Origin of the sequence: Butyrivibrio sp. MC2013 (assembly GCF_000424585.1) — a bacterium.
Taxonomy (GTDB): Bacteria; Bacillota; Clostridia; order Lachnospirales; family Lachnospiraceae; genus Butyrivibrio.
This window is the reverse complement of the sequence record NZ_AUKE01000022.1, coordinates 38,855-51,944: the sequence shown is the minus strand read 5'-3', so window position 1 is coordinate 51,944 and position 13,090 is coordinate 38,855. Positions and strand designations below refer to the sequence as shown.

13 protein-coding genes are annotated in these 13,090 nt (G+C 44.2%); 12 read left to right on the top strand and 1 reads right to left on the bottom strand.

The window, feature by feature from the left end; genetic code table 11:
* A partial coding sequence (gene tnpA, locus G636_RS0111745) for an IS66 family insertion sequence element accessory protein TnpA (protein ID WP_026508212.1) occupies positions 1–225 on the bottom strand: 225 nt, incomplete at its 3' end.
* A gap of 261 nt (positions 226–486) precedes the next feature.
* Here tnpA and G636_RS0111740 point away from each other — a divergent pair.
* From G636_RS0111740 to G636_RS21000, 12 genes are all read left to right on the top strand, one after another.
* A complete protein-coding gene (locus G636_RS0111740; RefSeq protein WP_026508211.1) occupies positions 487–1,059 on the top strand; it encodes a hypothetical protein in 573 nt (190 codons plus the stop codon).
* Complete coding sequence (locus tag G636_RS0111735) at positions 1,056–1,586, top strand: DUF308 domain-containing protein (protein ID WP_026508210.1); 531 nt, start codon at positions 1,056–1,058, stop codon at positions 1,584–1,586. Before G636_RS0111740 ends, G636_RS0111735 begins: the two co-directional genes overlap by 4 nt.
* Before the next feature lie 18 nt (positions 1,587–1,604).
* A complete protein-coding gene (locus G636_RS0111730) occupies positions 1,605–2,684 on the top strand; it encodes a DUF6765 family protein (RefSeq protein WP_026508209.1) in 1,080 nt (359 codons plus the stop codon).
* Between the two features lie 87 nt (positions 2,685–2,771).
* Complete coding sequence (locus G636_RS0111725; protein WP_026508208.1) at positions 2,772–3,581, top strand: PrsW family glutamic-type intramembrane protease; 810 nt, start codon at positions 2,772–2,774, stop codon at positions 3,579–3,581.
* Positions 3,582–3,635: 54 nt separating this feature from the next.
* Positions 3,636–4,445 (top strand): CPBP family intramembrane glutamic endopeptidase, encoded by an 810-nt coding sequence (locus G636_RS19660; protein ID WP_026508207.1) that lies wholly within the window; start codon positions 3,636–3,638, stop codon positions 4,443–4,445.
* Between the two features lie 223 nt (positions 4,446–4,668).
* Positions 4,669–6,228, top strand: a complete 1,560-nt coding sequence (locus G636_RS0111710; RefSeq protein ID WP_026508206.1) for an ABC-F family ATP-binding cassette domain-containing protein — start codon at positions 4,669–4,671, stop codon at positions 6,226–6,228.
* Positions 6,229–6,239: 11 nt separating this feature from the next.
* On the top strand, positions 6,240–7,010 hold the full coding sequence (locus G636_RS0111705; protein ID WP_051226953.1) for an inositol monophosphatase family protein: 771 nt from the start codon (positions 6,240–6,242) through the stop codon (positions 7,008–7,010).
* Between the two features lie 529 nt (positions 7,011–7,539).
* Entirely contained in the window at positions 7,540–8,691 is a 1,152-nt protein-coding gene (locus G636_RS0111700) for a substrate-binding domain-containing protein (RefSeq protein WP_026508204.1), read from the top strand.
* A gap of 97 nt (positions 8,692–8,788) precedes the next feature.
* The gene (gene mmsA / locus G636_RS0111695; RefSeq protein WP_026508203.1) at positions 8,789–10,336 is read left to right on the top strand and encodes a multiple monosaccharide ABC transporter ATP-binding protein; all 1,548 of its coding nucleotides are present in this window, start codon (positions 8,789–8,791) and stop codon (positions 10,334–10,336) included.
* The gene (locus G636_RS0111690; protein WP_026508202.1) at positions 10,333–11,502 is read left to right on the top strand and encodes an ABC transporter permease subunit; all 1,170 of its coding nucleotides are present in this window, start codon (positions 10,333–10,335) and stop codon (positions 11,500–11,502) included. The genes mmsA and G636_RS0111690 overlap by 4 nt, the downstream gene beginning before the upstream one ends.
* A gap of 12 nt (positions 11,503–11,514) precedes the next feature.
* Positions 11,515–12,690, top strand: a complete 1,176-nt coding sequence (locus G636_RS0111685) for an ABC transporter permease subunit (RefSeq protein ID WP_035779616.1) — start codon at positions 11,515–11,517, stop codon at positions 12,688–12,690.
* A 181-nt stretch (positions 12,691–12,871) separates the two neighbouring features.
* On the top strand, positions 12,872–13,006 hold the full coding sequence (locus G636_RS21000; protein ID WP_256379609.1) for a hypothetical protein: 135 nt from the start codon (positions 12,872–12,874) through the stop codon (positions 13,004–13,006).
* Positions 13,007–13,090 lie beyond the last annotated feature (84 nt).

Sequence of the window (13,090 nt, the reverse complement as noted above, 5' to 3'; positions counted from 1 at the left end):
TTTGATGTCTCCAGTGCCATTATCAGTAATAGCAGGAAGCGAGATGGAAGCAGGATCAAACCCTTCGGCCATCTTTTCGCGGAGAATCCTCTGCCATTTAAAGAAGAGACCTCTGCTGATCCCATGCTGTTTGCAAAAAGTCTGCTTGTCGAGTCCGCTGCTGGCTTGAGCTTCAAGGATTGGGATCCATTGCTTAAGCCTAATATCCATCACAAATTTGTCCATAATAAAAGCCCTCCAAAACCAATAGTTTCTCTAAGAGAATACTAATGATTTTGGAAGGCTGTTCAAAGACGCGTTTTGTTTACCGCTTACTATGAAAGCAACAGGAGGGGATAAAAGGTATAAAAAATCTCTTTAAAATGGATAACCCTATTCCGATTAGTTTACTATACTAAAAAATATCATCAGCAGGAAATTGAGTCGGAAATCATGTTTATGATTGTCTGATTTCTGAAACATGAATAAATATTAGGGAGTGTCATAATGGATTCTGTTTTGTACAAACCAAGAAATGAAGGGCTGCAAATTCAACTACGGCGTTACCGGGATGCTTTAGCTCTTAGCGGAAGTATGGTGATTGTTTTATCCGTTTGGGACATCATTAAACTATTTATCAGTTTCTTCCTGGGTGAAAACACGATTTCTGAAATCATTGAAAGCATTATGGCTCAGGGTGTCTACGAGGTTGCCGGCGCCGGACATGAAAAAGTGATGAGAGCCTTATTATGGGCAGGCTTTATGGTTGTGATTCTGATCTTCAGTCTGGTCATTTTTTTGTTCCACTATTATATTGGCATGAGTGCATTCCGGACCGGACGTCAGACAGTGAAGAAGGATAAACGCTTTTACCTTACGCTGACGGTATTCTGCGTAGTTGTGTCAGCGGTGCTGATCATATTGAACACCATAAGTTTTATGACGTCCACAGATTCGAGTGCAAACGTTGATATAGCATTTTTCATCATGGAAGTAACAGCATTTATAAACTATATTTACATTTTATATGCGGCAGGAAAGATTAAAAAATTGGAAAAGGCGGGGGGCGTGAGGAAATGACAGTTTGGCAGAAGATTAGAAAAATCCTCTTGGGAATTGCTATGATCCTGATTGGAGCAGCCCTGTTCATCTTTGGAGAAGAAGCATATATGGCTATTATAGGTTTCGTTTCTCTGGCGCTTGAAATCATGGGGATTCGCATGCTCTGGTTTTACTTTAGGATGGCAAGGCATATGGTCGGCGGACGGAGTATTCTTTTTCGAGGAATACTCTTCATTGATTTTGGTGTGTTTACCGGTTCTCTTGTCTGGGTTCCCAGGATGTATGTACTTATTTATCTCGCAGGGACTCTGGCTTTTTCAGGTGCAGTGAACATAATTGGAGCCAATGAGGCCAGAGGAATTCAGAGTTCCTGGAAACTCAAGGCATTTGAAGGAGCAGTAAAAGTGCTGATTGCGGTCTGCTGTCTGATCTTTATGAGAAGCGGAGCAAGAGTAGTGGATATCTGTGCTGTCGGTTTCGTTTTCTCGGCAGTTATGAATATTGCTAATGCATTCCGCAGGCAGCAGGTTATTACGATAGATTAGTACAGGAGCAGAGACAAAATGCAGGGAGATTTTCACTATTATGCAACCTACTGCGCTGCAGTGCTTGCAGGATACGATCATAAAAACAGTGTCGATATTTGCCATGCAGCACAGCTTGTGGACCACTGCTCGCGCACCTGGCTGAAAAAAGCCGGCGGCCCATCGCAGGCTGCCACAACACAGCTTCAAGCTGAGCTTTTGCAGGCAAGGACTGATCCGATAGGGCTGTGCGATATAACAAGGATCTGGTCTTCTTTTCATTTCCTGCCGAGGGATCTGTATGCTGATATCAACATGGGCTCACAGAACTATAAAGACAAATACCGCCTTATATGCGGGCCAAATGGCAATCTGCTTGTCGATACGGTTAAGCTTGCAAAGGGAAAAGGGACAGAAGCCGCAGGCATAGCGATGCATGTACTGGCAGACACCTGGGCACATACTTATTTTGCAGGTACACCGTCCCTTGTTATCAATAATACGAACTGGTATTTTTATGAACTATTTCCGAGGGATGACGGGGAACCGGAACGCAGGCAGATAAAGTTCTCACATAACCCTTCTGCTTCGGAGGATGTGGACAAGCCGGTATATGTTGGAAGCGTATACCAGTCAGATGAGAATTCAATCATGAATCTCGGTCATGGACGAGCAGGACATCTGCCTGACTACAGTTATATCCGGTATGTTTATCTGCCTGCCTGGGGCGGCTATAAAGAAATCGTGAAGGACAATCCTTATGACTATGAGCACGCATTTGCTCAGATGGTATATGCCCTGGGCTACCTTAACGGTGGGAGGGATGAGTTTGAAAAAGAGACCTATGCCACAGATAAGATTGCTCTACACATTGAAAGAATCCGGGAAATAATTACCAAAAGGCAGGTTGATGCTTCTAAAGACTGGAAGGCTTTTGGCGAAAGTCTTTCCGGAGAGATGATTCCGGATTTTGATAAGGACGAACATATAGCGGAATACAAAGCAGGAAATAGAGAAGATACATACCTGGGACGGTTTTTTCAAGCTGCTAATTCCCAGAAAAAAATGGTGTCATCAAGGATCATGGAATCAGGCAACCGTCTTGCAGGATTGGTATAGCTTAAATAGGAAATGGTGGACTTAGCAGAATTGATCAAGCTTCTTATGACATAGCAGTAATAAATCAGATAAGAAAGGAGAAAAGATATGATATCGGTTATTAGTTTTGTTCTGTGTTTAATCATTATTGGTATTCTTTACAGGAATATGATTGCCTGGGAAGGAGACTATCGGATTTCAAGAGGACAGGCTTTGCTGCCGGTGTTTCTTGGGCTTTTATCTGTGCCGATTTCATTTATTTTCGCTTTAATAATTGGGTTGTGCTTCAGGTCGGTAACCGGGTTTGCTCCTTCAGAGGGACCGGCATTACTTGCCAGTTTCAACCATGCGCTTTTCTCAGCGGCTATGAGTGAAGAGCTCGCAAAACTACTCGTTACACTTATTGTATTATGCATTTTTAGAAAAAAAATGAGAAATGTATATGAATATATGCTGATAGCAGGGGCTGTCGGATTCGGATTTACTCTTATAGAAGATTTTGTATATAGTGCCGGGCTTTCAGGTCTTGTGATGAGACTGCCGAATATAACACTGCATACGATGCTTGGGCTTGCCATGGGAAGGCATCTTGGACTTGCCAGATATAACAAAGTAACAGGCAGTGGGTCTGTAATAAAAGAATATCTTCTTGCATATTTTGTCCCTGTATTGTGTCATGCTGTTTTTGACTTTTTTGCTGCAAACAAGCTAATACATGCCGGGGAAAATGTAGAGGTTGAGACAGCAGAAATACAAAGATCAATATATATTGGGGTTGGTATGGTGTTAATTGCGGTAATTCCGGTATTTATATTTCAGATATACTTATTCAAACGCCTTAAGAAAAACGCCTCAAATCTTGTAGCTCTTTCGTTCACAGGTGCTGGAAGTACAAAACAGGAGAACACTAATGCTTAAAAAGTATATTGAATTCATGAAAAGATCAGACGAGAATGGTAAGGAGCATTGCTTATGGAAAACAAAAAAGTAAGGAAACATTCATTATGTGAAAAAAATGCAGTAATTGCAATGATACTGACAGTTCCTCTGGGTTTATTAACTCAATTGAGCGGCCAGCCACAGGGAGCAGTAAGCGCGCTTATTGTCTCCGCTCTGTCCCTGGTTCTTCTGATCATTTATAATAAGTGGTTTTCGCCTGAATTTGATGGCGTGTTTAAGGCTCATGTTCCGGTAAAAGAGATACTTATGGTATCCTCTGCGATGGCAATCCTTATTATCGGATGCATAATCATAAATGCTATATATAGTGGACTTGCTTTCAAACCATCATTTTCTTTCGTGTGCCTGGCACTAATGGCCGGCATTAGTGAGGAGACCATTTTCAGGGCGATGCTTATTCCTATAGGAATGAGATATCTGAAGGTGAAAAATAGGGCAGTGGCAGCAGTAATTATCTCATCTGCCATCTTCGGACCGATCCATTTGACAAATATATTCGTAGGAGCAGATCCTGTCATGACTCTGATACAGGCATTCATGGCGACCTGTGGCGGTTTTGTTCTCGCCGGAATATATCTGAGGACCGGCTCGGTAATCCCGGGAATGATTGCTCACGCTGTGTATGATTTTATCAATTTTGTTACAGATTCAACCATCAATGAAAAGGGCGTTGTAGTTTCTGATAGCGGGAATGTTGGTATTTCGTATTATGTGATTATACTGGCGGTTTCGGTGACACTTCTTGTGGCAGGATGTTATCTTATCAGAAAGACTAAACAGGAAACAATAGAGAATATATGGCAGACCAAGTGGAGCAACTGAATTCAATCGGAGAAGGAAACAAATCTGTTCTTAAAGGGACTGACCTATTCCGTGCTGCTATCGGCGCTTCTCTGGGTATTTTCAAGAGACCTGTGCTATAATAAAAGCTCACATTCGGGGGAATATAATATGAAGGTTGGATTATCAGCTTGAGCAGATTGGTGAGATATTAAAACTGTAAAAAAAAGCAATTCAAAATTATGAGTTATACAAAGGGATTTTTATGAGTATTTTGACTGTTGAGCACCTGACCCACGGATTTGGGGACAGGGCTATATTTGATGATGTGTCCTTCAGACTCCTGAAGGGAGAGCACATAGGACTGGTTGGGGCTAATGGCGAGGGCAAGTCTACCTTTATGAATATCATTACAGGTAAGCTTACTCCCGATGCCGGCAAGATAGAATGGGCCAAAAATGTGAAGGCAGGCTATCTGGATCAGCATGCTGTATTAAAGAAAGGCATGACCATAAGAGATGTACTGGCGTCAGCCTTTGACTCGCTATATGAGATGGAGCGCAGGATGAATGAGATCTGCGATGCCATGGGCGAAGCGGATGAAGCGCAGCTGGAGGAATATATGGAGGAGCTTGGTACTATCCAGGATCTTCTGACCAATCATGATTTCTATCTTCTTGATTCCAAGATTGAAGAGGTGTCAAGGGCGCTGGGCTTTTTGGAATTGGGCCTGGACAGAGACGTGACTGAACTCTCCGGAGGACAGAGGACCAAGATACTCCTTGCCAAGCTCCTTTTAGAGAAGCCTGATATCCTGCTGCTGGACGAGCCTACCAATTATCTGGATGCAGAGCATATAGTATGGCTCACCAGATATCTTCAGGATTATGAGAATGCTTTTATCCTCATATCTCATGACATACCCTTCCTCAACAGCGTGGTCAATCTCATATATCATATGGATGGACAGACCCACAGCCTGGATAGATATGTGGGAGATTATGATAAGTTTACGGAAGTATATGAGGCCAAGAAAGCCCAGAGAGAAGCTGCCTATAACAGGCAGCAGCAGGAGATTGCTGATCTCAAGGACTTTGTGGCAAGGAATAAAGCCAGAGTGGCTACCAGGAACATGGCCATGGCCAGGCAAAAGAAGCTGGACAATATGGATCTGATTGAAAAGATCCAGGAAAAGCCAAAGCCTGAATTCTTCTTTAAAACTGCCAGGACTCCCGGCAAATTCCTCTTTGAGCTGGAGAATCTGGTGATAGGCTATGATGAGCCTTTGTCAAAGCCCCTTACTCTGGCTATTGAGAGAAATACCTTTACAGTGCTGAAGGGTGCAAACGGTATAGGTAAGACTACGCTCCTAAAGAGCATCCTGGGCCTTATCCCTGCCATATCCGGCAAGGTTCACAGGGGAGAACATGTGGAGATAGGCTATTTTGAACAGGAGATGTCACCCGATATACAGACTACCTGTATTGAAGAGATATGGAATGAATTTCCGGGCTTTACCCAGTATGAAGTTCGCTCCGCCCTGGCCAAGTGTGGCCTCACAACCAAGCATATTGAGAGCAAGTGCAAGGTCCTCTCCGGTGGCGAGCAGGCCAAGGTGCGTCTGTGCAAGCTGATGAACAGGGAGTCCAATATACTGGTACTGGATGAGCCCACCAACCATCTTGATGTGGATGCCAAAGAGGAACTACACAGGGCACTTAAGGAATATAAGGGAACAGTGATCATGGTGTGCCATGAGCCTGATTTCTATGAAGATCTTGCTACAGATGTGATAGACTGCAGCAAATGGACCACCAGGATTTGAGGAGGATACAGATGCCTGATCATAAGCAGCTAATGCAGGATATATGCGCGGTAATGAGAGAGTGCGGAGATATCATGCTCTCTACAGATTTCAAGGAAAGACAGGAGGCTACTTCTTCCAAAGAGGGCAGGCACAACCTGGTCACGCTTTATGACAGTATGATCCAGGATAAGCTCAAAGATGCTCTTTCCAGGATCTTTCCCCAGGCCCTTTTTTACGGCGAAGAAAACGGCGACAGAGATGACATCTCCAAGGGCTATGCCTTTGTTGTAGATCCCATAGACGGGACCAGCAACTTTATCAAGGGCCTTATGCGCAGCTGCATTTCCGTGGGCATGACGTTGGATGCCATACCTATGATGGGTATCATATATGATCCCTACAGAGATCATTTCTATACGGCTATAAAGGGCGAGGGGGCTTTTCTCAATGGCAGCCCTATCCATGTTAATAGAGACAGTCTTGAGAACGGTATAGTGACTATCGGTACCGCTCCGTATAATAAAGAGCTGACGGAAGAATCATTTGCATTATATAAGAAGTTTTTTGGCAAATGTATTGATATCAGACGCTTTGGCTCAGCTGCTCTTGATATGTGTGATGTGGCAGCAGGCAGGACCTGCCTCTATGCCGAGCCCATAATAGAGCCCTATGATATCTGCGCAGGAGTGGTCATCGTAGAGGAAGCAGGAGGCGTGGTGACAGATCTAAACGGTGAGCCTGTCAGCATGCTGAAGAAATCTTCCATTATGGCAGATAACGGTCTGTGCAGAGACTGCTAAAGATCACTGTTTTATTACATATACAGAGATCATTACTGATCTTAAAGCGACCTATTTATTAATTTAACAGGTCACAAAATAAATACCTGCAAGCATTAACTTATGTGTCCCACTGATGGGAAGCAGAGCTGATGCTTGCAATTTTTTTTGTTTTAGATGGAGGCATATAAACTGCAAAGGATTTTCTAGTATCATAAAAGAATTTTCATAACAGTTTTATGGTCAAATAAGCAATAATAATCTTGCTGGAAGTAAATTTATCGTCGATATCACAAAAGGTCAGTTATCATATATCTATTATTAATGATAAAAAACATACAATAGATATACGAATATGTGATAGTCACGAAAAGATTAAAAAGCGTTCTGGCAGAATCACAACAAAAGTTCCTTGAAAAGGCAAAAAATTGTAAAAAAAGATTAAAATATTGTACAAATGATGATATAATAATTTGTGGTTACTTGATCGCTTGGTCCTTTTGACGAAAAAGGAAGTGATCCTAACAATATTCTTTAGGAGGAAGGAATTATGAAAAGACAGGTTTTGAAGAAGGCAATGTGCTTCGCTACAGCAGCAGTTCTGCTTGCTGGTTGCGGTAACAGCACACCCGCTGAGCCCGCTGCTCAGCCCGCTGAGGAGACTCAGGCAGAAGCTCCCGCTGAAGAGACAGCAGAAGCTCCCGCTGAAGAAGTTGCATCTCCCGGAGGAAGAGTTGGTGTATCAATGCCCACCAAGGATCTTCAGAGATGGAATCAGGACGGCGACAACATGCAGAAAGAGCTGGCAGCTGCAGGATATGAAGTTGACCTTCAGTATGCATCCAATGACGTTCAGACTCAGCTTTCCCAGGTTGAGAACATGATCAATGACGGTGCTGACGTTCTGGTTATCGCAGCTATCGAGGGTTCTTCACTTGGTGAAGCTCTTGATATGGCAAAGTCTGCAGGCATCCCCGTAATCGCTTACGACAGACTGCTCATGAACTCAGACGCAGTTTCTTACTATGCTACATTTGATAACTACATGGTTGGTACAGTTCAGGGCCAGTATGTAATCGATAGTCTTGACCTTGACAATGCTGACGGACCTTTCAATATCGAGTTCACAGCCGGTGATCCCGGTGATAACAATGCCGGCTACTTCTTCAACGGTGCTATGGATCTGCTTAAGCCCTACATCGAGGCTGGCAAGCTCAACGTTGTATCCGGCCAGACAGAGTTCAACGATGTTGCAACTCCTACATGGGCTTCTGAAGTAGCTCAGTCCAGAGCAGAGAACATTCTCTCCTCATTCTATGCTGATGGAACCAATGTTGATGTATGGCTTTGCTCCAATGACTCAACAGCTCTTGGTGTAGAGAACGCTCTTGCAGCTAACTACACAGGCACATATCCCATCATCACAGGTCAGGACTGCGATATTGAGAATACCAAGAACATGATCGCAGGCAAGCAGTCAATGTCCGTATTCAAGGATACACGTACACTTGCTTCTCAGGTTGTTAAGATGGTTGGTCAGATCCTTACAGGCGCAGATGTTGATGTTAACGATACAGAGACATACAACAACGGAACAATCACAGTTCCTTCATTCCTCTGCGAGCCCGTATTTGCTGATGCTAACAACTACAAGGAACTCCTTATCGATTCCGGATACTACACCGAAGATCAGCTTCAGTAATACTTAGTGATTCTATTGGAGTGAACGGTTTATTACGGACCGTTCACTCCTTTCCATTTACAGCAATAAACATTCAATCACAAGGGAGGGCAGAAGGTTGGCTAAGATTTTGCTTGAAATGAAGAATATAACAAAAACCTTCCCCGGAGTCAAAGCGCTGGACAATGTTAACTTCCAGGTAGAAGAAGGTGAGATCCATGCGCTGGTAGGGGAGAACGGTGCAGGCAAGTCTACTCTCATGAACGTCCTTAGTGGAATTTATCCCTATGGCTCTTATGAGGGCGACATCGTGTATAACGGCGAGGTCTGCAAGTTTAACAATATCAAGGACTCTGAGAAAAAAGGTATTGTAATCATCCACCAGGAACTGGCACTGGTACCCGAGATGTCTATCGGTGAAAATATGTTCCTTGGAAATGAAAGGGGCAGCAAAGCCAGGATCAATTGGGCTGAAACCTATTCGGAAGCAGATAAATATCTGAAGATGGTAGGTCTTACAGAGTCATCCAAGACACCTATCAAGGCTCTTGGAACAGGTAAGCAGCAGCTGGTAGAGATAGCCAAGGCGCTTGCCAAGCATGCCAAACTGCTCATTCTTGATGAGCCTACATCATCTCTTAATGAGACAGATTCCAAAGCTCTGCTTGATCTCATGCTGGAGTTCAAGAAACAGGGCATGACTATGATAATAATCACTCATAAATTAAATGAGGTTTCATATGTTGCAGATAATATCACCGTACTTAGAGACGGTGGTACTGTAGAAACAATAAATGCTCAGGGCGTGACTATATCCGAAGATCGTATCATCAAGGGAATGGTAGGCCGTGAGATTACTGACAGATTCCCGGGGAGACCTGACGTACAGATCGGCGATATCAAGATGGAGGTCAAGAACTGGAATGTATTCCATCCTCTCTATCCTGAGCGCAAGGTGGTAGACGACGTATCCCTTTATATCAGAAAGGGTGAAGTGGTAGGCCTCTACGGACTCATGGGTGCAGGACGTACAGAGCTGGCTATGAGTATCTTTGGTCAGTCTTACGGAATAGGTATATCAGGTGAGCTAAGGCTTGACGGTCAGACAGTCACACTTAAGAAGAGTACATCTGATGCCATCAAGCACAAGATCGCATACGTAACTGAGGACAGAAAGGGCAACGGCCTGGTATTGTCCCAGTCTATCAAGGTCAATACTTCTCTGGCTAATCTGGACAGCATCTCCAGCAGGGGTGTCATCGACAAGGACAAGGAGTATGCTGTAGCAGAAGAGTACAGAAAGAAGCTTAAGACCAAGTGTCCTACAGTAGAACAGAATGTAGGTAATCTCTCAGGTGGTAACCAGCAAAAGGTCCTCCTTGCCAAGTGGCTCTTTGCAGATCCTGATATCCTGATGCTGGATGAGCCTACAAGAGGTATCGACGTAGGTGCAAAATATGAGATTTATACCATAATCAATGACATGGTAAGAGAGGGCAAGTCAGTACTGATGATCTCCTCCGAGCTTCCCGAAGTCCTTGGTATGTCCGACAGGATCTATATCATGAACGAAGGCAGGATCGTAGGCGAGATGAAGTCTGAGGATGCTACTCAGGAGAATATCATGGCAGCTATTATCAATTCCGGAAAGGAGGCATCGGCATGAAGAACAGCCCCGTAATGGCCTTTTTTCAGAAATACACAATGATAATCGCTCTTGTGGTGGTTATGATCTTCTTTTACTTTAGTACAGATGGCAAGATTATGTACGCTCAGAACATTAACAACCTTATCTCTCAGAACGGATATGTATTCGTTTTGGCAACAGGTATGCTCCTGTGTATCCTCACAGGTGGTAACATCGACCTGGCAGTAGGCTCTGTAGTCTGCTTTGCAGGTGCGGTAGGTGCCATGATGATGAAGGGCGGCATCAATGTATGGCTGGCAGTGATCGTGATGCTGGTCGTAGGCCTTCTTATAGGTATGTTCCAGGGCTATTGGATAGCCTGGGTCAGCGTACCTCCATTTATAGCTACCCTTGCAGGCATGTATGCCTTCAGAGGCTTCTCCAATGTGGTACTTAACGGCTTTGCCGTAGCTATCAATAATCAGACCTTCCTGAATGTATTTGGCGGCGGCGCAAGCTGCTATGTTCCTGATTTCCTTGGTGGCAACGGAATGAACCTCACATGTATGGTGGCCGGCGTTGTGATAGCTGTCATCTATGCTGTTATCACTATCCGTACAGTCATCAGTCACAAGAAGCTGGGTATCGATGTGGGCAATCTGGCCGCCAAGTACCTTCAGACTGCTGTGATCTGCGGTGTTATCATCTGGTTCTTCTACAAGCTGTCTAATTACAAGGGCATCCCTTCTACACTGATCTGGGTAGCCGTTGTAATGCTGGGATACAATTACATACTGGCCAATACCTCAGTGGGACGTTATCTCTACGCTGTAGGTGGCAATGAGAAGGCAACACTCCTCTCCGGTGTCAATACCAAGCTTGTATACTTTGTAGCTTATGCCAACATGGGACTCCTTGCAGGTCTTGCAGGTATCCTGACAGTAGCAAGAGCTACATCTGCACAGCCCACCTATGGTCAGGGCTATGAGATGGATGCTATTGCAGCCTGCTTTATAGGTGGAGCTTCTGCTTACGGTGGTACAGGTAAGATCTCCAGCGTCTTTGTGGGCGCTCTTCTCCTTGGTGTTATCAACCAGGGCATGAGTATCATGGGTATTGAAGCTAATTACCAGAGAGTAGTTAAAGGTATCGTTCTGCTGCTCGCCGTATTGTTTGATGTCCTGTCCAAGAGACAGAAGAAATAAGGGGGGATGAAGATGCAGACGTTTAGTAAGATACTTAAAGACAATACGAGGCTCCTCATTCTGGTCGCTGTATACCTGTTCTTCTGTATCGCTACAGGAGGAGGAATGTTCTCAGCTCTGAACTTTAATGCTCTTATAGTTCAGAATGCATATGTTTATATACTGGGCTGTGGTATGCTGATGTGTATGCTCACAGGCGGTAACATCGATCTGGCCTGCGGTTCCTTTATATGTTTCCTGGGCGCCATAGGCGGTGTGCTCATGGTAGTAAAGCAGGTCAACGTGGGAGTGTCCATATTTGCACTCATTGTGATCGGCATTATCTACGGTTGTATCCTGGGCTATTTGATAGCCTATGTGAATATCCCTCCGTGGATCGCAACACTGGTAGGCTTCCTTGCATTCAGAGGACTGGGAACATCTATCCTTAGTGCCAATAGTACTACAGGATCTATTGCTCCTTTTCCCAAGTCCTATATATCAGCATTCTCCGGCAAGCTCTTTGAGACACCCGGCAAGGTGCTGAATATCCCTTGTATGACTGCCGGTATCATAGCTGTAGTGATCGTAGCATTTATGCTCTTCTCCAGCCGTGCTACCAAGATCAAAAAGGGCTATGCCTATGATTCATTTGCAGCAACTATTGTTAAGCTGCTGGTATGGGGCGGATTTATAATACTCCTGTCCTATAAGCTGGCTATGTCAGGTGGTATACCTACAGTTCTGGTATGGGCTCTGATCATCGTACTGATCTATGCCTTTATCACAGAGAAGACCACAGTGGGCAGATATTTCTATACCATAGGCGGTAACTCTGAAGCTACCAGGCTCTCCGGTATCGACACCAGAAAGATCAAGTTTGCAGCTTATCTGAATATGTCTATCCTGACTGTTGTCAGTGCATTTACTGTTATCGCCAGATTCCAGTCTGCCAATGCAGCAGCAGGTACCAACTACGAGATGGATGCCATCTCTGCCTGTGTTGTGGGCGGTGTATCCGCATACGGTGGTAAGGGCAGCGTGTTTGGCGTAGTTATCGGTGCTACACTTATCGGTGTTATCAACCTGGGCATGAGTCTTATGGGCATAGATGCCAACTACCAGAAGGTTATCAAGGGCGTGGTTCTCCTTGCAGCTGTTGCATTTGACATCTTCTCATCCAGAGCAGCTGCCAAGGCAAAGAAATAAGAATTATTATCAAACAGGTTTAGAATCCTTTGGCTAAGGGTGCTATTTACAGATAGCATACGGCCAAAGGATTTTTTTGCTTTTTTTCAGGGCCTGGCGGTTACAAAATTACTATTGACAGTAAATTAATGGATATGATATAAACATTCTCGTGCGCGAGTAAGAAAAGTATCAGGAGGCTTTGAAGGCTGTAAACATGGAGAATCCTGATACTATTGGAGCTCTTAGACAGCTGGGCATAGATGAGATCGAGATGGGTGACCTTAAGCTATCTGAGCATGCATACAGCTTAACGTTAAAAACAAATACGAGATAACGTTTATGTAGTATAATTAAAGCAGGTATAAAGTTTACATTCTTTCAAGTATGTCATGTGCTGATAGGCCAGTCTATTGTGAAA